Below are 18,593 nucleotides of genomic sequence, written 5' to 3' on the forward strand. Positions count from 1 at the left end.
TGTCTCTCCCACACCGGGCGCGGCGATTTCGCGAGAAATTGACGCCGGGCCGTCCCGTTGTTGCCACATTTCCGCTGCTGCGCCGTCGTCGCGTGCGGGGTTGTGCGGCTACGATTCCGCCGTGCTCACCGCGACGGCGAGTATCGGAGGCAGGCGATGAGCGGAAACCATTCCCACGGCCACGGCCACGGCAGGCGGAGCGATTCCTCGGGCGAACCGCGCGCCACGCGTACGGCTCCCGCGCGGGGACTGCTCCACCGGCTCGGGCACTTCCTCCTGCCACACGAGCACGACCACGCCGAACAGGTGGACACCGAGCTGGAGGGCAGTCGTGCGGGCATGCGCGCCCTGTGGCTCTCGCTGCTGGTGCTCACCGCTACCGCCGTGCTGCAAGCCGGGGTGCTTTGGTTCTCCGGTTCGGTGGCGCTGTTGTCCGACACGCTGCACAACGTCGCCGACGCGCTCACCGCCCTCCCGCTCGCGGCTGCGTTCCTGCTGGCGCGCAGACCCGCCAACCGTCGCTTCCCCTACGGCTACGGCCGGGCCGAGGACGTCGCGGGGGTACTCGTGGTGCTGGTGATCGCGGGCTCGGCGGTGGCGGCACTGCTCGAGTCGGCCAACCGGTTGTTCGAGCCCTCCGGCATCGGTGATCCGCTGATCGTGGCGTTGGCCGGTGGCTTGGGATTCTGCGGCAACGAGCTCGCCGCTCGGATACGCATCCGAACCGGTCACCGGATCGGCTCGGCCGCGCTCGTGGCGGACGGACTGCACGCGAGGACCGACTCGTTCACCTCGCTCGGGGTGGTGCTCGCCGCCGGCGGCGCCGCTCTGGGGTGGCCGTTGCTGGATCCGCTGGTCGGTCTGTTGATCGGCCTGGCAATCGCGATGGTCACCTGGTCGGCCGCCAAACGGATACTGGCCCGGCTGATGGACTCGGTGGCGCCGGAACTCACCGACCTCGCCTACCGGGCCCTGGGCACCCATCCGGAGGTGCGTTCGGTGGAGGTGGTGCGGTTGCGCTGGATCGGGCACGCCCTGCATGCCGAGGTGAAACTCGGCGTGGCCGCGGAACTCTCGCTGTACCGGGCGCACGAGATCGCCCACGAGGCCGAGCGTGACCTGTATCGGGAGCTGCCCCGGCTGTCCGGTGCCACGGTGCACGCCCATCCGGCAGAACTCACCGCGGCCGAATCGAAGTGACAACGATCACTCGTTTCGTGTTCTTCCGGCGGCCTGCCGGGCGAGATCGCTTGTGCTCCGCGTTCCGCTCCCGGACTATTCCCTGGTCACGTATCTGACCATGGCGAGTTCAGTCCGGCTCGTCGCTCATCGCTGTCACGTGTGAACACAGCGGAAGCACGTAAAATCGGGCAAATGGTGTGCCGGGAAGACTGGTCGGCGGGAAGTTGACGGACGAACCGAACGGGACGTGTTGATGGCGACCGACCCCCAGCGTGACGGAGCACGGCGTGCGGAATCCCAGGACGGGAGTTCCCCGGACAAGAGTTCCCCGGACAAGAGTTCCCGGCACGAGCATTCCCAGCCGCAGGACTCGGGGGCCGAGGAACCGCAGCGCAATCCGGTGCGACGTTTGTTCTCCCCCACGTCCGATGCCGAGAGGATCACTCTCGCCGACATCCTGCGCACGGAGACCGTCGGTGGCGTACTGGTGCTCCTCGCCGCGGTGCTGGCGCTGCTCTGGGCCAACTCGCCGTGGGGTGAGACCTACAAGACGGCCGCCGAGTTCGTCCCCTGGCCGGGCGGGGAGTCCCTCGGGCTGGACCTGAACCTGAAGCACTGGGCCTCGGACGGGCTGCTGGCGATCTTCTTCTTCGTGGTCGGCCTGGAGCTCAAGCGCGAGTTCGTGGCCGGTGAGCTGCGCGAGCCCCGAAGGGCCGTGCTCCCCGTGGTGGCGGCCGTGGCGGGAATGATCGTCCCCGCCCTGTTCTTCTTCGCCATCGCCTCCACCGCGGGCGGGGAGGCGCTGCGTGGCTGGGCGATCCCCACGGCCACCGACATCGCTTTCGCCCTGGCCGTGCTCGCGATCGTCGGCAAGTACCTGCCCAGCGCGTTGCGGGCCTTCCTGCTGACGCTCGCGGTGGTCGACGATCTGCTGGCGATCACGGTCATCGCCGTGTTCTACACCGACGACTTTCATCCGCTGCCACTGCTGGGTGCGGTGCTGCCGATAGTGGCTTTCGCGTTGCTGGTGCGGCTGCGAGGCCCCTGGTGGCCGGTGCTGCTGGTGCTCGGTGTGCTGGCCTGGGGGCTGGTGCACGAGTCCGGGGTGCACGCCACCATCGCCGGTGTGCTGCTGGGCTTCACGGTTCCGGTACTGGGCCGGGGCGGCAGTGAACCCGGCCCCGCCGAGCACCTGGAACACCGCTGGCGCCCGATCTCGGCCGGGGTCGCGGTGCCGCTGTTCGCGCTGTTCGCGGCCGGAGTCTCGCTCGGCGGTGACGGCATCACGACCGCCTTCTCGGATCCGGTGGTTCCCGCGGTGATGGCGGGACTGGTGCTCGGCAAGCTGGTCGGCATCTTCGGTGCGACGTTCCTGATGGCCAAGTTCACCGGGGCCCAGCTCGACGCCAACCTGTCCTGGTGGGACCTGATCGGGCTGTCGCTGCTCGCGGGAATCGGTTTCACCGTTTCGCTGCTGATCGGTGAACTCGCTTTCGGTGCCGGGGAACGTGGTGAGAACGTCAAGGTCGCGGTGCTGTTGGGCTCGGTGCTGGCCGCGCTGCTGGCCTCGGCGGTGCTCGGTATCCGCAACCGTGCCTACCGCGGCGCCAGGACGACGGGTAACGGGTGACCCGCCGCCGAGTAATACTCACGTGTCCGGGCGCGATGTAGGATCAGCACGTTTCGTCGCATGTCCGAGCACTGGAGTGGATATTCGTGGTGATCCCCGAGAAGGGGAGCCGTCGCAAGATCAGTTGGGACGTGGTTCGGGCGGGCTGCGTCACGTTGGTGATGCTGTACCACTCGACCACGGTCAGCGTGGAGTTCCACCCCGAGATCGAACCGCGAACGTTCACCTTCCCCTGGCAGGTCGGTGCCAGCATGCTGCTGGTCGTATCGGCCTACTTCGCCTGCGTGACCATCGGGCGCGGGACCGTGCTGCGTTACTGGTGGGGCAGGCTCGCCCGGCTGCTGCCCGCCTTCGTGGCGGGCTCGGTGCTCATCTTCCTGCTCACCCGCGCCTTCCACGTCGAGGGGTGGTACCTGCCCGACGTCCGGGACCTGGTCGAGCACCTGCTGATGCTGTGGCACTGGAAACCGCGGGAGTTCGAGTTCCTCGACGTCGCGCACTGGACGGTGCCGCTGCAGCTCATGGGCTTCACGGCGGCGGCCTTGCTCTATCGCTCCCGGCTGGGCCGCGGTAACCGGATCGTCGGTGTGCTGTGGTTCGCGCTGCTGCTGCCCATCGCGCAGTGGCCCATCCGCGCCTCGGACCCCCCGGAGTTCTACCGGATGCTGGCCGACGGTCTCGGGGTCCACCGCTGGCACCTCTTCGTGGCCGGAGTGGTGATCTGGCTCTGGTCGGCCCGTAGACTCCGGACCCCTCACTTCGCCGCTTTCCTGGGCAGCGCGATGTTCGCGCAGTGGTTGCACAGCTTCGAGGTCGGCCCCTCGGGGACGCTGACCCCGGATCTCGGGTCCTCGGCGTGCGTGGCGCTCGGGCTCTGCTTGATCGCGCTGGTGGCGCGCGGTCCCGATTGGGACGCCGTGATCCCCGCGGCGGCGCGCCGCCCGGTCCAGTGGTACGCGGGGATCTCCTACGGGGTCTACCTGACGCACCAGTCGCTCGGCCACATGGTGGTACGCGGGTTGCAGGACCTGGGCATGCCGAGCTCCCTGCAGACCGCGGGGATGCTGGCCACCGGTGTGCTGCTGGGGTGGGGGCTGACCAGGGTGGTGGAGCAACCGGCCCACCGGTACCTGATGCGTGCCTACGACCGGTTCGCAACCGAGCGCAGGCCCGTTTCCGGCGGGGTCTGAGCTCTCTCCGCAGCGACGTTCGCGCGTTTCCGGTCGAGTTCGGCGGTCAGTTCCGCGACCGCGGTCCGCGCGGTGCGGCCCACGCCGATCAGGGTGGCCGAGGCGGCGCCGGTCCAGTCGCCGTAGCCCACCAGGTGCAAGCGTGGTTCCTCGGGGTTGCGCGTGCCCTCGGTGGGAATGCGGCCCTGCTGTCTGCTCAGCCGCAGCGGACGCAGCTGCCGCAGCGCGGGTCGGAATCCGGTGCACCACACGACGCTGTCGAACTCGCGCTCGGTCCCGTCCGCCCATGCCGCGCCACGCGGGGTCAGCCCGTCGAACATCGGAAGCGCGTGCAGCACGCCGCGTTCGCGGGCGTCCCGCACGCTGTCGACCATCACGATGTCGCCGAGTTCGGAGACACCGTTCGCCGTGCCCGACAGCCTTCGGGTGGCCACGTCGAACAGCACCCGGCCGTCCACCTCGTCCGGCATGAAGCGCGGTGGCCTGCGGGTGACCCAGGTGGTGTCGGCCACCGTGGACAGTTCCGCCAGGATCTGGGCCGCCGAGTTGCCACCGCCCACCACCAGCACGCGCTGTCCCCGGAACGGCTCGGGCCCCGGGTAGGAGGCGGTGTGCCACTGCGGGCCGGTGAAGTCGGTCATACCCGGATACGCGGGCACGTAAGGTGCACGCCAGGTTCCGGTGGCGCTTATCACGCCCCCGGCCGTCCAGGTTCCCACGTCCGTGGTCACGGTGAATTCACCGTCGGTTCGCCGTACCTGGTCGACCCGTACCGGTCGTCGTACGGGCAGCTCGTAGCGGCGTTCGTAGTCCCGCAGGTATTCGACCGCGTGGTCCACAGTGGGAAACTCCGCCCCGGCCTGTGGGGGCATCGGCCAACCGGGCAGCGAGTTGTGCTGGGCGGGGGAGAACAACCGCAACGACGGCCACATGCGCTGCCAGGCCCCGCCACCCTGCCGCCGTTCGTCCAGTATCGCGAAGTCCACGCCCGCTCTGCGCAGGAAGTATCCCGCCGCGAGTCCCGCCTGGCCACCGCCGATGACGATCACCTCGTGGTGCGGTGTTTCCGACATCCTGCTCTCGCGTTCCTCGGGGCCGTTGGGGTTCGCAGTTACCGAAACGATTTCACGCTCCCGTGCTATTCCGCCATTTCGCGAGAAATCGAGGGCAGGGCGCGGCGTAGCACGGCGTCGATTTCTCGCGAAATCGCCGTTCGGCGGGGACGGATCGTGGGGGGAGGCGGCGCCCGGTCGCCGGGTCGGGAGCGGGGAGGGAACCCGGCCGGGCGGGACGGCCCGGCCACCCCGGTTGTCGGGGGTTCGCGGCGGTCGGGCCGTTCTCGCCGAGCGACTTCGGCACATCGTCGAGGTGGCAAGCTGGGAAAAGGCGACCGTGCAGGTCATCCCAGCCGGGATCGAGAGACGGCACCCCGCGCACGCGGGGCCTTCATCCTGTTCGAATTCCCGGAGTCGAAACCGAGCGTCCACATGGAGCAGTCCAGTTCCTCCACTTTCCTGCACCAATCAGAGGATGGTCGGGCATAGCGGGAAGCGGCGGCCACGCTCCGGCAGTTGGTGATGAGCCCTGAGGATTCCATGGAGCTCATCGCTCGTACCGCCGACGAAACGGAGAGCTCGCAGTGACGGCACACCACCCCGAAGGATGGCGCAAGTCGAGTCGTTCGCAGCATCAAACGGCGTGCGTCGAGGTCGGCGGGATCTCCGACGGCGCGGCGGTGCGGGACAGCAAGGACCGGGCGGCCGGGTTCGTCGCGACCACTGGCTCGCAGTGGCGGGCGTTCGTGGCGGGGGTCAAGACCGACCGGTCCGGCTGAACCCGCGCGGACAACACCGACACGGCCTCCCGAGGCGGTCCGGCGTGGTCCGGGGCGATCCGGGACGATCCGGTGCGCCGTTTCCACGCGCGCCACACGGCGGCGACCTGCGGCCGTTGGTCCGGACGGCAGAATGTGGTCGTGGACCCGCTACACGATCCGGACGACGAAGAGCTGCTCGCACCGGAGCAGGCGCGTGACCTCGCCGCGCTGGTGGAGCGCGCCCAGCTGGCCTCCGGCGCTGTGCGCGAGGGGCGAGTCGGCAAGGTAGGCGTCGCCGACGTCGTGCTCAACGCGGGCAACCCGCTGGCCCTCGGCAACCGTGCCTGCGGGCTGTGGGGCACCTCCGCCGAGGTCGCCACCACGCTGTTCCGGCTGGAGAGCGTGTTCGCCGAGGCGGGCAGGCCCGAGGCCGTGGTGCACGCCTCGCCGACCACGGTGGCCGACATCGAGGGGATCGCCGACGACTCGGGCTGGCACGCGGTCACCGAGAACGTCGCGCTGTTGTACCGCCCCGATCCGGCCGCGCGCGAGACCGAGGCCATCGGCACCCATCCGGTGCGCGAAGCGGCCCAGGACGACCTGCCCTCGGTGGCCGAACTGCTGGCGGACGAACTGGACCTCTCGTCCGGAGCCGAACGGCGCCTGCCGCGCCATCTCGGCCAGCGGCTGGACGATCCACGGTGCTTCCTGCACGTGCTGGAGGACGGTGAACTCGAACGGGCGGCCGGGTTCGTGCTCGGTTTCGCCGAGAGCGGCATGGGGCTGATCGAGCACATCGCGGTACGCCCCGGCCGCCGCAATCGGGGGAGGGGCCGGGAACTGCTGCGCGTGGGTGTGGACGCGGCACTGGACCGCGGGGCGCTGCTGGTGGCCACGCACGCCGAGGACGGCGGATCCGCGCAGCGCTTCGCCGAGTCCTGCGGGTTCGAGACCGCCTACCCCGTCACCGCCTACACCCGTCGAGTCGACGAACTCCTCGAATAGCGAGACCACCGGCCCCATCGGCCTGCCGAACGGCGAGCCCCCCGGGGGCTCGCGGCTTCTCGCCGAGGACCGCGGTGTCGGACACGACATCCGGTAAGCGTTGCGTCCGGTAAGCACCGCGTCACGTGTGGCGAAATCCCGCCCCGCGTAGCGAGATCGGGAATATTTCACGGTCGAGTGAACTTGTGCTCTGCTGGACGACAAGGAGGCACAGTGCCGGAGACCTCGCCGACCGCTACCGAGAACCAGCCGAACGATTCGCCACGCAAGTCGAGCACGCTGTCCGAGCTACCCAGCGAGATCTGGGTCCTGATCAGCGGCGGTTTCATCGTCGCCATCGGGATGGGCATCGTCTCGCCCGCGCTGCCCACCTTCGCGACCAGCTTCAACGTCGGCGTGACCGCGGCGGCTTTCATCGTCAGCGCCTTCGCGCTGATGCGGCTGGTCTTCGCCCCGGCCAGCGGGCGACTGGTCTCGATGTTCGGCGAGCGGCCGAACTACGTGCTCGGCATCGTCATCGTCGGCATCAGCTCCACCGCCTGCGCCTTCGCGCAGTCCTACTGGCAGCTGCTGGTGTTCCGGGGGCTCGGCGGCATCGGCTCCACCATGTTCACCGTCTCGGCGCTGGCCCTGCTGGTGCGGCTCGCCCCGGCACATCTGCGCGCCAGGGCCTCCGGGCTGTGGGCGACCAGCTTCCTGCTGGGCAGCATCTCCGGGCCGGTGCTCGGCGGGCTGCTGATCGGGTTCTCGCTGCGGCTGCCCTTCCTGATCTACGGCATCGCGCTGTACCTGGCCGCTTTCGTCGGTTGGTTCCTGCTGCGCAACTCCACGCTGGCCGACCCGCAGCAGCACAGCGACGCCCCCGACCTCAGGGTCACCACCGCGTTGCGGGACTCCAGTTACCGCGCCTCGCTGCTGGCGAACTTCAGCAAGGGCTGGACCGCGCAGGGCGTGCGGATCGCGCTGATCCCGCTGTTCATCGTCGAGGCGATGCGACTGCCCGACGCCATGACCGGTATCGCCCTGTCGGTGTTCGCCGCGGGCAACGCTGCCGTGCTGCTCCCCGCAGGCAGGTTGGCCGACTCGCGCGGGCGCAAACCGATGCTGCTGAGCGGGTTGGCCATCGCGGCCGTGGGCAGCGCCGCGATCGGATTCAGCGAGTCGGTGCCCTGGCTGCTGGGGGCCTCGCTGCTGGGTGGGGTCGGCATGGGGCTGTTCACCCCGGCGCAGAGCGCGGCCGTGGCCGACATCGTCGGGCCGAAGGCCAAGGGCGGTCCGGTGCTGGCCGCCTTCCAGATGTCGGCCGACGTCGGCACGATCATCGGGCCGCCGCTGGCCGGTGCGCTGGCGGGCGCGCTGTCCTACCGTGCCGCGTTCCTGCTCACCGGGGCTGTCGCGCTGGTCGCGATGGCGACGTGGCTCTTCGCCCCGGAAACACTCGGTCGTAAGTCCCGTTCCGAGCGGACCGATTCCGATCGGAACGTGGAGTCGGCCGAGCCCGCCTAGCCGGTGGTGCCGGGCGCGGCTGGACCGGGTCACCGGAACGAATCTCCGGAGGTGGGTGTCACACCGTTGTCAACCGGGTACACCCACGGGAAACCCGGTGGGGAGGGGAGGGCGTGTCCATGGAAACCGGAGTGGAAGCAACCGAGTTGTCCGAGGTCGACCTGCGGCGGGAGCTTCGACACCTGCACGAGACGCGCAACGGGACGTTCCTGCACGGTGCCTCGGACGCGCTGGAGGAGCACACCCGCAGGATGTTCGAGCTGGAGCAGGAGTACCTGCGCAGGCATCCCGAACGGGAGGTCGACCCGAGGCGTACCCGGGAGGGTGCCCGAGCGGGCTGAGCGCGAACCGGTGGCTCGTGCTGCCGAACCCTCGACGTGTTCCGTGGTGCGGGTCACTCCGGGGCTCTCCGGGGAACCGAAGGGGGCCTCCGCCCCGCAATGCCGTCCGCCGGCGGGGCAGCCGAGCGACTCGGAGACGAAACCGCTGGGCACGGATTTTGGGGCGGCGTGATCGAACGAGGGGTACCCCCTGTACGGCAGGGGGCTCACCCTGTTGTAAAGTAGTGGCACAACGGAAGGCGGGGACGGAAAAACCGGACCGGCCCACCGGGAAAAACGAAAAGGGGCTGTGGCGCAGTTGGTAGCGCACCTGACTGGCAGTCAGGGGGTCACGGGTTCGAGTCCCGTCAGCTCCACAGTGAATACTTCGGTAACCCCGCACCGCGTGCTACGCGGTGCGGGGTTCTCGTGTCAGCGGCCTGCGTCCTTCCCTGGTGCGTCCTTGATCCGGTAGCTCCGTGAGCGGACGAACCGGGGGGTCTCCGGGGCACGCGAGAGGGTGCCGACACCTCCGGGGAGATCGGTTTCTCCCGTCGAACGATGATGGCTCCGTGTGGAGCTCCCGGATGGTGGACCCCGGTTCGCTCGCGTTTCGAGCAACCGGCCCAGCGCGTTCCGCCGAAGGGTGAGGTGTGGCACAGGCAACCCTGTACCGGGCCTGGACACTCCGCCGTTCTACCTATAGACCGGGGAGGGGCACGCGTCCGGTGACCTGTCCCAGCGAGTCCGAGCACGAAGGGAAAGGTCGGTGTAATGGACGTCACCGAACACGTCGAAAGCGTCTACGCGGAGCTCCGTCGACGCGATCCCGGTGAGAGCGAGTTCCACCAGGCGGCCGCCGAGGTGCTGCACGACCTCGAACCGGCCCTGCGAAAGCATCCGGAGTACGTGGACGCGCGGATCGTCGAGCGACTCTGCGAACCCGAACGGCAGCTCGTCTTCCGGATCCCCTGGACCGACGATCGTGGTGAGGTCCGGGTCAACCGCGGGTTCCGTGTGGAGTTCAGCAGTGCCCTGGGGCCGTACAAGGGTGGGCTGCGGTTCCACCCGAGTGTGGACCTCGGCACCGTCAAGTTCCTCGGCTTCGAGCAGATCTTCAAGAACGCGTTGACCGGTATGCCCCTCGGAGGGGGTAAGGGCGGAGCCGACTTCGACCCCAAGGGCAAGTCCGACGGCGAGATCATGCGCTTCTGCCAGTCGTTCATGACCGAGCTCCACCGAAGCCTGGGCGAGCACACCGATGTTCCGGCCGGGGACATCGGGGTGGGCTCTCGCGAGATCGGCTATCTCTTCGGCCAGTACAAGCGGATCACGAACCGCCACGAGGCGGGCACGCTCACCGGTAAGTCGGTCGCGTGGGGCGGCTCGCACGTTCGCACCGAGGCGACGGGCTACGGCGTGGTGTACTTCCTCCAGGAGATGCTCGCCACCCGAGGTCGTTCCCTGGAAGGCCAGCGCGTGGTGGTTTCCGGTTCGGGCAACGTCGCCATTTATGCCGTGGAGAAGGCCAGCGCCCTGGGGGCGACGGTGTTGGCCTGCTCCGACTCGGTCGGTTACCTCGTCGACGAGGACGGGATCGATCCGGAACTGCTGAAGGAGATCAGGGAGGTGCGCGGGCAGCGCCTGCCCGCCTACGCGGAGGCCAGGCCGAACGCTCGGTTCGTCGAGAGCGGCTCGGTGTTCGACGTGCCGTGCGACGTCGCGTTGCCCTGCGCCACCCAGAACGAACTGAACCGGGAACACGCCCTGACACTGGTCAAGAACGAGGTGTTCGCGGTCGCCGAGGGCGCGAACATGCCGTGCACGGCCGAAGCGATCGAGGCGTTCCGGGAGGCGGGCGTGCTCTTCGGGCCCGGCAAGGCCGCCAACGCGGGGGGAGTGGCCACCTCGGCGCTGGAGATGCAGCAGAACGCCTCTCGGGAGACCTGGACCTTCGAGCGGGCCGAGGAGAGGCTGGCCACCATCATGCGCGATGTCCACGCGCGGTGCCGGGCCACCGCCGAGTCCTACGGCGGTGCCTCCCACGATTACGTCTTCGGCGCCAACATCGCGGGTTTCCTCCGCACCGCGGATGCCATGGTCGCTCAGGGACTCGTCTGAGCAGCTCTCGCGCGTTGAGTCGCGCCGAGGGTGGTGCTTCCGGCTGAGGCCCGTGGTTCCCGTGCCCCTGCCGATCCGGTCGGCTCCACGACGGAGTTCCGACCGGCTCGGCACGGCGTGGGTCCCGGGCGGGCGTCGTGCTCCAACGAGGAGTCTCGAAACGGTTTTCCACGGAATTCGCCCGCCGAGCGGTTGACGGTTGGTGCTTCCGCGGCAATCCGGAAAGTCGTTCTCGCGAGACCGTTGACAGCGCTCGGAATTTCGTGGAACTTCTGTTCCCGATAGTTTCGAACCTTGTTCGGCATTACGAACAAGGTTTTCGGGGTTGCTGCGGCAGCTCCGCGGGCGGAAGTCACGAGGAGGGATCCATGTGAGCGGGGTTCCGGTCTTCCGATGACACGTGCTTTCCGGTGCGTCACGACCGGAGGGCACGGAAGAGGATCGACTGTCCACTCCAGGCTGTCCCGGCCGATTCCGGGATCGGTGTCCACTTTTCTTCGCGGGGCCCAGTTGTCCGTGCCCGCGGTGCACGGCAACTATTGGAGCGCTCCCAAGGAACGGAGAGACTGGCCGGTTCCGGCGAACGGGATGCCACGGCGAGGTGTCATCTCCGTGCGTGGGCACGGAGGAAAGCCAGGAGTCGGAGCGATCCGGTTCGGACCCTTCCGGGAAGATCCGCCCACTCGGTTCCGGGAAACTGTTTCCGTTAGAAGGAGACCCCAGTGCGATACTCACGCTGGTTCGCGGTGCTGGCCGCCGCGATGATCGCTGCCGGCGGTATTTCCGCCGGTTACACGGACACGACAGCGAGCGCGAACACCGCGCCGAGCGCGAACACCACGGCCGAGCTGCCGTCGAGCTTCCAGTGGACATCGACCGGTCCGTTGATCGGCCCCAAGCCCGACGCGACCCACGACGCGGTCTCCTTCAAGGACCCCTCGGTGGTGCGCTACAACGGCGAGTGGCTGGTGTACGGCACGACCGCGAGCGAATCAGGCGGTTGGAACCTGGTCTACACCCACTTCAGCGACTGGTCGCAGGCCTCCTCGGCCCCGCACTACTACCTCGACCAGTCCGCCATCGGCTCCGGGTACCGTGCCGCACCGCAAGTGTTCTACTTCGAACCCCAGGACAAGTGGTATCTGGTCTACCAGACCGGTGTGCCTTCCTACTCCACCACGGACGACCCCAGTGATCCGAGTTCCTGGTCCGAGCCGAGGAACCTCATGGACAGCATGCCCGACATAGTCTCCGACAACATCGGTGACGGTCACTGGGTGGACTTCTGGGTCACCTGCGATTCGGCCATGTGCTACCTGTTCTCCTCCGACGACAACGGGCACCTCTACCGTGCGGAGACCACGATCGGGCAGTTCCCCTACGGCTTCGGCAACACTCAGATCGCCGTGTGGGACACCCCCGAGGACCTGTTCGAGGCGAGCAACGTCTACAAGGTGGCGGGAACCGGCAAGTACCTGCTGCTGGTGGAAGCCATCGGCAGCGACGGCCGTCGCTGGTTCCGTTCCTGGACCGCCAACAGCATCGACGGCTTCTGGAAGCGGCTGGCCGACACCGAGCAGAACCCGTTCGCCAGGTCCAACAACGTCACCTTCCCCGATGGACGGTGGACGGCCGACATCAGCCACGGCGAGCTGATCCGCTCCGGTGTCGATCAGACCATGAAGATCGACCCCTGCCGGCTCCAGTTCCTCTACCAGGGCAAGGATCCGAACGCCGGCGGTGATTACTCCCAGCTCCCGTTCGAGCTCGGGCTGCTGACCCAGACCAACTCGTCCTGCTAGTACGCCGAAACCAGGGCGTGGGGTGCGTCCGCCCCGCTGCCGTTCGGCCTTCCGTTGGTCCCGGGTGGACTCGGTGACCGAGCGGCACGCTCGGGCCGGAGCTGGCCGGGCACCTGGGTCCGCCGGATCCGGGTGCCCGCACGGCTCCGAGTTTCCGTCCCGGCGGGGCGGGGACGAGCCCGCCGGAATTCCGTCCAGCTGGTCCGTCCGAGAAGTGGAGAGTGTTCCGAAATGTCCCGCAGCGACAACACTTACGGCCGCCGCGGAATTCTCGCGGCCGGCGCCGGGCTGCTCGCCGCCGCTGTGCCGACCATGGGCGCCCGAGCCTCGGAGGCTCTCGGTTCGCTGCCGAGCTCCACCGCAAGCACACTCGCCTCGAGTGGTTTCTCGAACCCTGTGATCTGGCAGGACTTCGCCGACGTCGACATCCGCCGGGTCGGCGACACCTACTACTACTCGGCCTCGACGATGCACTACTCGCCGGGCGCACCCGTACTTCGCTCGTACGATCTGGTCAACTGGGAGTTCGCCGGGCACTCCGTTCCGGTACTGGAATTCGGGCCCGAGTACGACCTCGATGGTGGAAACGCCTACGTGGGCGGCATCTGGGCGTCCTCGCTCAACTACCGCCCCGCTGATGAGTCTTTCTACTGGATAGGTCAGATCGACTTCGCGAAGACATACGTCTACACGGCTCCGGCCGCCGAAGGACCCTGGAACAGGCACGCCACGATCGACAACGTCTACTACGACGCCGGGCTGCTCGTCGATGACGACGACACCCTCTACGTGGCCTACGGTCAGACCGATATCAGTGTCGCCCAGCTGTCCCGGGACGCGAGCGGTGAGGTCAGATCCGAGCTGGTGTTCAGCACACCCCCGGAGGTCGGCACGCTGGAGGGGGCACGGTTCTACAGGATCGGCGGGAACTACTACATCTTCCTGACCCGTCCGGCCAACGGCCAGTACATCCTGAAGTCGTCGAACGGTCCGTTCGGGCCCTACGAGATGGGGGAGGTGCTGCTCGATCTGGACGGTCCGGTGCCCGGTGGCGGTGTACCGCACCAGGGCGGTCTCGTGGACACACCTGACGGCGACTGGTATTACATGGCCTTCGTCGACGCTTATCCGGGCGGCAGGGTTCCGGCGTTGGCCCCGGTCACGTGGACCTGGGACGGCTGGCCGGTGGTGCAGCTGGTCGATGGTGCCTGGGGCGAGAGCTATCCGCTCCCGGAACCGGCGCACGAGGTGGAACCGCTCATCGGGGTCGACACCTTCGAGGGGGCCACACTGGATCCCGCTTGGGAGTGGAACCACAACCCGGACAACAGTGTGTGGTGGACCGGTGGTGGCCTGTCGTTGTTGACCGCCACGGTGACCGACGATCTCTACGCCGCCCGCAACACCGTGACTCGCCGGATCCAGGGCCCCACGTCCACCGCGACGATCGTGCTCGAAGGATCCGCGATGCTGGAGGGCGACAGGGCGGGGCTGGCCCTGTTGCGCGATTCCTCCGCGTGGATCGGTGTCGATCCGGACGGAGGCAGCAACACGGTGGCGATGGTCGACGGTCTCACGATGGACGGTGACTGGAACACCGTCTCGACTGGTACCCGGCGGGCCGAGGCCGAGGTGTCCGGCAGCCGTGTCTGGTTGCGCATCAACGCCGACATCCGTCCGGACGGTGACCACCGGGCCAGGTTCTCCTACAGCACCGACGGCGTCGACTTCGAGTTCCTCGGCCCGGACTTCACCATGAATACCGACTGGCACTTCTTCCTGGGCTACCGGTTCGCGATCTTCAACCACGCCACTCGGGCACTGGGCGGCCTGGTAAACGTCGAACGCTTCGAACTGAGCACACCGTAGCGCGGGGCCCGCGGCCGTAGCGGGAAGGCGGGCTGCTGATTATCGCCCTGGCCTACGAACATCGGAGCCGGGTCGCGGGGAGTGCTCTCGTGCCCTCCGCGGCGGGAACGGTTCGGAGCTTGCCATGTCTCGACCGGGTGGTGGCACCTATGGGGTACCGGATCCGCGTCGAAGGAGGACGGTCACTGTGCCGAATCGAATCGTTCGAGGCGCAATCGGCACGGAGCACCAACCGATCCGCGACGGTGGCGACTTCCCGTCGGCCGTCCCCCTCACCGGAGGCGACCGGCATTACATCCCCTGCCGCCCGCTCCGCTGGGAAATATGTCAGGGGGCAGGTGTGCCCTTTTGGTCGAGTACATGCTCCGTTCGGCGCAGCGCGCGTTACGACTTACGGCTGTAATATCTGCTGTGCGATGCGTAAATACCCGATCGGGCCCTGTCTGGAGCCGTTCCGGCGTGTAACGATCCTCGCCGGAAAACTCGGGATTTTCCGGCTCGACCGGCGAGTCCTGAGTGGTGAATTTTCAGGGAGGTTGACCGAATGCTGGAGTTTCGGGGCCGACGGCGATCCCGGAGGCCGCTCGCGCTCGGCTTGGCCGCTGCCGTCAGCGGACTGGCACTGATCGTGCCGTCCGCCGTCGCCCAGTCGCCGGGCGACGACGTGCAGCACAGCAACAACGTTCACCCGGTGGCCAACGTGCCACGGCAGGGTCCGCTGCAGGAGTCGACCCACAGCGATCTGGCGTTCTATCAGAACTACGCTTTCCAGGGCAGCTACGACGGTTTCACCGTCTACGACATCTCCAAGCCGCACAAGCCTAGGACGGTCACCCAGGTGCACTGTCCGGGTGGGCAGGGTGACGTGTCGGTGAGCCCGGACGGCAACCTGCTGTTCCTGTCGGTGGACTACGCGCGCACCGACGCCACTTGCCAGAGCGAGCAGGGCTCCTACGAGGACCCCAGCTCCTGGGAGGGAATGCGGGTCTTCGACATCAGCGACAAGGCGAACCCGCGCTACATCAAGGGCATCAAGACCAACTGCGGTTCGCACACCCACACCATGGTGCCCGGCAAGAACACCGACGACCTGTTCCTCTACGTCTCGTCGTACAACCCGGACCCGGCGTTCCCGAACTGCCAGCCGCCGCACGACTCGATCTCGGTCGTCAACGTCCCGGCCGGTAGCCCGAGCGACGCGAAGGTGGTCGCCGAGCCGGTGCTGTTCCCCGACGGCGGCGCGGCAGGAACCGCGGGCTGCCACGACATCACGGTCTACCCGGAGTACGACCTCGCCGGTGGCGCCTGCATGGGCGATGGCGCGCTGCTGGACATCTCCGACCGCGTCGAGCCGCGGGTGATCACCACGGTGGAGGACCCGAACTTCGCGTTCTACCACTCGGCGACGTTCACCAACGACGGCAAGAGCGTCCTGTTCACCGATGAACTCGGTGGCGGCGGTGCCCCGACGTGCAACGAGGACGTCGGTCCCAAGAAGGGCGCGAACGCGATCTACAACATCACCGGCAGCGGGGACGAGCGCGAGCTCGAGTTCCAGAGCTACTACAAGATTCCGCGTCACCAGGCCGACACCGAGAACTGCGTGGCGCACAACGGGAACCTGATCCCGGTTCCGGGCCGCAACGTCTACGTGCAGTCCTGGTACCAGGGTGGTGTGTCGATCTTCGACTTCACCGACACCACCGCGCCGAAGGAGATCGGCTACTTCGACCGTGGTCCGGTCAACGAGGAGTACCTGACCCTCGGCGGTTCCTGGTCGGCGTACTACTACAACGGTTACGTCTACTCCAGCGACATCACGCGCGGGCTGGACGTCATGAAGGTGACCGGCCCCGGCATGGGCCATGCCAAGCAGGTTCACCTGGACGTCCTCAACCCCCAGACCCAGTACTCGTACCCCGAGTGATCCGTCCCGCCGCCGGGCCCGGCCGCACCGGGCCCGGCGCGGGCCGTTCGGAAGGGAGCAGGCGATGTTCCTGCGGAAACTTTCCTTGCTGGTGGTGCTGCTGACGGGTCTGCTCGGCGCCGGGACCGCGAGTGCGGCCACCCAGGCGTACAACGATGCCGACGCCGAGTTCACCAGCATGATGATCCCGCACCACTACCAGGCGATCGTCATGTCCGAACTGGCTCCGGACCGCGCGGCGGATCCCGAGCTGAAGTCGCTGGCGGACCGCATCCTTACCGAACAGAGCCTGGAAATCCAGATGATGCGGGGCTGGCAGGGCCGCAACGGCCTGCCGGTGACCGATCCGGAAACCGCCTACCAGGATGTGCTGGACAACCCCGAGATGCTCGAGCGGATGGGAATGGCCACCCGGGAGGAGATGGACCGGCTCGCGACGCTTTCCGGGGCCGAGTTCGACCGGATGTTCCTGGACCTGATGATCCCGCACCACGACGGTGCGGTCGCGATGTTGCGGGACGTGATCCTCAACGGCAGCGATCGGGAGCTGAACCAGATGGCCCAGGACATGATGTCCACCCAGAAGGCCCAGCTCGCGATCATGCGCGACATGCGCGAGGCCATGTGATGTGAGCGCGCCGTGCCCGGGCCGTCGTCGGCGGCCCGGGCATTCGCGTGGGGGAGGGGGCGGAACGGCTCTCGCGCGCGGGATGTGTATCGTGTCCGAGCACGGGCTGATCAGTACGACGAGCTGAACATCCGTGCCGAGAAACACGGGGCTGTGGCGCAGTTGGTAGCGCACCTGACTGGCAGTCAGGGGGTCACGGGTTCGAGTCCCGTCAGCTCCACAGAGAATACTTCGACCCACTCCGCGTCTCGCTTTCGTCGCTGTGGGCACCGAGCGTCGATTTCTCGCGAAATCGCCGGGCCCCTTCGACGCGGGCCGAGCTCCGACCACCCTCGGGGCGAACTTCGATCTCCCTCGCCCCCGGCACCGCCGTGGGGCTCCGGTGCGGCTCTCGCGAGGACGGCCCCCGACGTTGTGTGGGGCGCCTCCGATGTCGGGATCCCGAAGCGACAGCCGTCCCGGAAGTTCCGCCACGAAACCGGCTACGCGGACCGAGCCGACGAACTCAGTAGGACACGAAGGCGAACCGCCCGCTGTCGGGCGCCCAGTTGCCGACGTTGCTGGTGCCCTGCCCGCCGAACAGCGGGAAGGTCCGGAGGGGGGTCTGCCAGTCCGCGGTGGAGACCACGCGGATCGCGACCTCGGTGTCGGGCGGGTGTCCGAGAGTCCCGGCCGGATAGGACAGGTAGTTCGCGTACCTCCCGTCGGGGGAGACGTGCGGGAACCAGTCGACGGTCGCCGAGCTGACCAGCCGGCGAGGTGTTCCCCCTGCTGCGGGGAGGCGTGCCAGCTGCGCGTGCCCGGGCTGCTCGCCGAACGACTCGTCGTTGAACACGATCCACTCGCCGTCGGGCGAGTACTCCGGCCCGTCGAGGTGTCCCGGCCCGGTTTCCAGCACCCGCACGGGACCGCCCGCGGCGGGCAGCACCGCCAGCTCCCCAGCCGTGCCGTCCCCGCTGCTCGGCAGCAGCACGCACGCGAGGCTCTCCCCGTCCGGACTGACTCCGTGCAGGTAGTGCCGCCACCCGTCGTCCTCGGTCAGCCGGGTGGCCGCGCCCCCGGTGATCGGGGCGGAGTAGATGTGCCCGTCCTTGGCAGTGACGTAGACGGTCCGTCCGTCCGGCGAGGGCACGTGATCGTTGTTGATGTCCGGCACCCCGGTCAGCGGGATCCGTTCGACGTCGTCGGGGCGCTCGACGTCCAGCCGCCACAGCGCCCCGTTCCCGTTGAGCAGCAGCGCGCTGCCGTCCGGGGTCCAGTTGGGTGCTTCGAGCAGGATCTCGGCGGTCTCGAACAGCTTCCGAGGTTCGGGGGAGTCCGGGGCGGCGAGCCACACCACGGTGCGTCGGCCCGGTGCCAGCCGTCGGAAGTTCCCACTCTCGGGCGCGCTGTCGGTCATACGTCCATCGTCCGGGGCGGACCACGGCGCTCGGCGGCGGGGCACTCGGCGGCGGGGAGTTCCTCATTCGGCGACAGACGTCGTCCCCCGGAGCGAACGGAGAACGCGGCGTTTTTCCGGCGGATTCTTTTTACGCCGGGTGATGCAACCGAAAGCGCGGGAATCACGTCTCCGACACGAAGAGTGTTTTCACGATGA

General features: G+C 68.1%; 14 protein-coding genes and 2 tRNA genes. 14 read left to right on the top strand and 2 right to left on the bottom strand.

Features of this window, described 5'->3' with window-relative positions:
• Positions 1-156: 156 nt before the first annotated feature.
• From BLR41_RS02340 to BLR41_RS02350, 3 genes are all read left to right on the top strand, one after another.
• Complete coding sequence (locus BLR41_RS02340) at positions 157-1,200, top strand: cation diffusion facilitator family transporter (protein ID WP_092625864.1); 1,044 nt, start codon at positions 157-159, stop codon at positions 1,198-1,200.
• Between the two features lie 391 nt (positions 1,201-1,591).
• Positions 1,592-2,812, top strand: a complete 1,221-nt coding sequence (nhaA, locus tag BLR41_RS02345) for a Na+/H+ antiporter NhaA (RefSeq protein WP_425426870.1) — start codon at positions 1,592-1,594, stop codon at positions 2,810-2,812.
• A gap of 89 nt (positions 2,813-2,901) precedes the next feature.
• Entirely contained in the window at positions 2,902-4,002 is a 1,101-nt protein-coding gene (locus tag BLR41_RS02350; RefSeq protein WP_245693742.1) for an acyltransferase family protein, read from the top strand.
• On the opposite strand, the gene BLR41_RS02355 is transcribed toward BLR41_RS02350, so the two are convergent.
• Positions 3,954-5,075: an ArsO family NAD(P)H-dependent flavin-containing monooxygenase gene (locus BLR41_RS02355; protein ID WP_092625868.1), complete on the bottom strand. Its 1,122-nt coding sequence runs from the start codon at positions 5,073-5,075 to the stop codon at positions 3,954-3,956. The genes BLR41_RS02350 and BLR41_RS02355 overlap by 49 nt on opposite strands.
• Positions 5,076-5,641: 566 nt before the next feature.
• Between BLR41_RS02355 and BLR41_RS02360 the strand changes: the two genes are divergently transcribed.
• The 11 genes from BLR41_RS02360 to BLR41_RS02410 all read left to right on the top strand — a co-directional run bounded on the left by BLR41_RS02360 (position 5,642) and on the right by BLR41_RS02410 (position 17,216).
• Complete coding sequence (locus tag BLR41_RS02360) at positions 5,642-5,836, top strand: DUF397 domain-containing protein (RefSeq protein ID WP_092625870.1); 195 nt, start codon at positions 5,642-5,644, stop codon at positions 5,834-5,836.
• 141 nt (positions 5,837-5,977) lie between these two features.
• Positions 5,978-6,823, top strand: a complete 846-nt coding sequence (locus tag BLR41_RS02365) for a GNAT family N-acetyltransferase (RefSeq protein WP_092626097.1) — start codon at positions 5,978-5,980, stop codon at positions 6,821-6,823.
• Between the two features lie 213 nt (positions 6,824-7,036).
• Positions 7,037-8,329, top strand: coding sequence for an MFS transporter (locus BLR41_RS02370; protein WP_092625872.1), 1,293 nt, complete (start codon positions 7,037-7,039; stop codon positions 8,327-8,329).
• Positions 8,330-8,442: 113 nt separating this feature from the next.
• Positions 8,443-8,670, top strand: a complete 228-nt coding sequence (locus BLR41_RS02375) for a DUF6158 family protein (RefSeq protein ID WP_092625874.1) — start codon at positions 8,443-8,445, stop codon at positions 8,668-8,670.
• A gap of 283 nt (positions 8,671-8,953) precedes the next feature.
• Positions 8,954-9,026 (top strand) — tRNA-Ala (locus BLR41_RS02380).
• A 397-nt stretch (positions 9,027-9,423) separates the two neighbouring features.
• Complete coding sequence (gene gdhA / locus BLR41_RS02385; RefSeq protein WP_092625876.1) at positions 9,424-10,770, top strand: NADP-specific glutamate dehydrogenase; 1,347 nt, start codon at positions 9,424-9,426, stop codon at positions 10,768-10,770.
• Positions 10,771-11,492: 722 nt separating this feature from the next.
• Positions 11,493-12,572 carry a glycoside hydrolase family 62 protein gene (locus BLR41_RS02390; RefSeq protein WP_218119855.1) on the top strand — a complete coding sequence of 360 codons (1,080 nt, stop codon included), beginning with the start codon at positions 11,493-11,495 and terminating at the stop codon, positions 12,570-12,572.
• 231 nt (positions 12,573-12,803) lie between these two features.
• On the top strand, positions 12,804-14,441 hold the full coding sequence (locus tag BLR41_RS02395) for a glycoside hydrolase family 43 protein (RefSeq protein ID WP_092625878.1): 1,638 nt from the start codon (positions 12,804-12,806) through the stop codon (positions 14,439-14,441).
• A 544-nt stretch (positions 14,442-14,985) separates the two neighbouring features.
• Complete coding sequence (locus BLR41_RS02400; RefSeq protein WP_092625880.1) at positions 14,986-16,368, top strand: LVIVD repeat-containing protein; 1,383 nt, start codon at positions 14,986-14,988, stop codon at positions 16,366-16,368.
• A 64-nt stretch (positions 16,369-16,432) separates the two neighbouring features.
• Positions 16,433-16,996: a DUF305 domain-containing protein gene (locus BLR41_RS02405; RefSeq protein ID WP_176797769.1), complete on the top strand. Its 564-nt coding sequence runs from the start codon at positions 16,433-16,435 to the stop codon at positions 16,994-16,996.
• Positions 16,997-17,143: 147 nt separating this feature from the next.
• Positions 17,144-17,216, top strand: a tRNA-Ala gene (locus BLR41_RS02410).
• 285 nt (positions 17,217-17,501) lie between these two features.
• On the opposite strand, the gene BLR41_RS02415 is transcribed toward BLR41_RS02410, so the two are convergent.
• Positions 17,502-18,395 (bottom strand): TolB family protein, encoded by an 894-nt coding sequence (locus tag BLR41_RS02415; protein WP_092625884.1) that lies wholly within the window; start codon positions 18,393-18,395, stop codon positions 17,502-17,504.
• Between the last annotated feature and the right edge of the window lie 198 nt (positions 18,396-18,593).

It is taken from the genome of Actinopolyspora mzabensis (genome assembly GCF_900101095.1).
GTDB lineage: Bacteria > Actinomycetota > Actinomycetes > Mycobacteriales > Pseudonocardiaceae > Actinopolyspora > Actinopolyspora mzabensis.

Coding starts and splice junctions, on each gene's coding strand:
- BLR41_RS02415 (WP_092625884.1), bottom strand. CDS start 18,395: ATGACCGACAGCGCGCCCGAGAGTGGGAACTTCCGACGGCTGGCACCG.
- BLR41_RS02400 (WP_092625880.1), top strand. CDS start 14,986: ATGCTGGAGTTTCGGGGCCGACGGCGATCCCGGAGGCCGCTCGCGCTC.
- BLR41_RS02355 (WP_092625868.1), bottom strand. CDS start 5,075: ATGTCGGAAACACCGCACCACGAGGTGATCGTCATCGGCGGTGGCCAG.
- gdhA (WP_092625876.1), top strand. CDS start 9,424: ATGGACGTCACCGAACACGTCGAAAGCGTCTACGCGGAGCTCCGTCGA.
- BLR41_RS02340 (WP_092625864.1), top strand. CDS start 157: ATGAGCGGAAACCATTCCCACGGCCACGGCCACGGCAGGCGGAGCGAT.
- BLR41_RS02395 (WP_092625878.1), top strand. CDS start 12,804: ATGTCCCGCAGCGACAACACTTACGGCCGCCGCGGAATTCTCGCGGCC.
- BLR41_RS02405 (WP_176797769.1), top strand. CDS start 16,433: ATGTTCCTGCGGAAACTTTCCTTGCTGGTGGTGCTGCTGACGGGTCTG.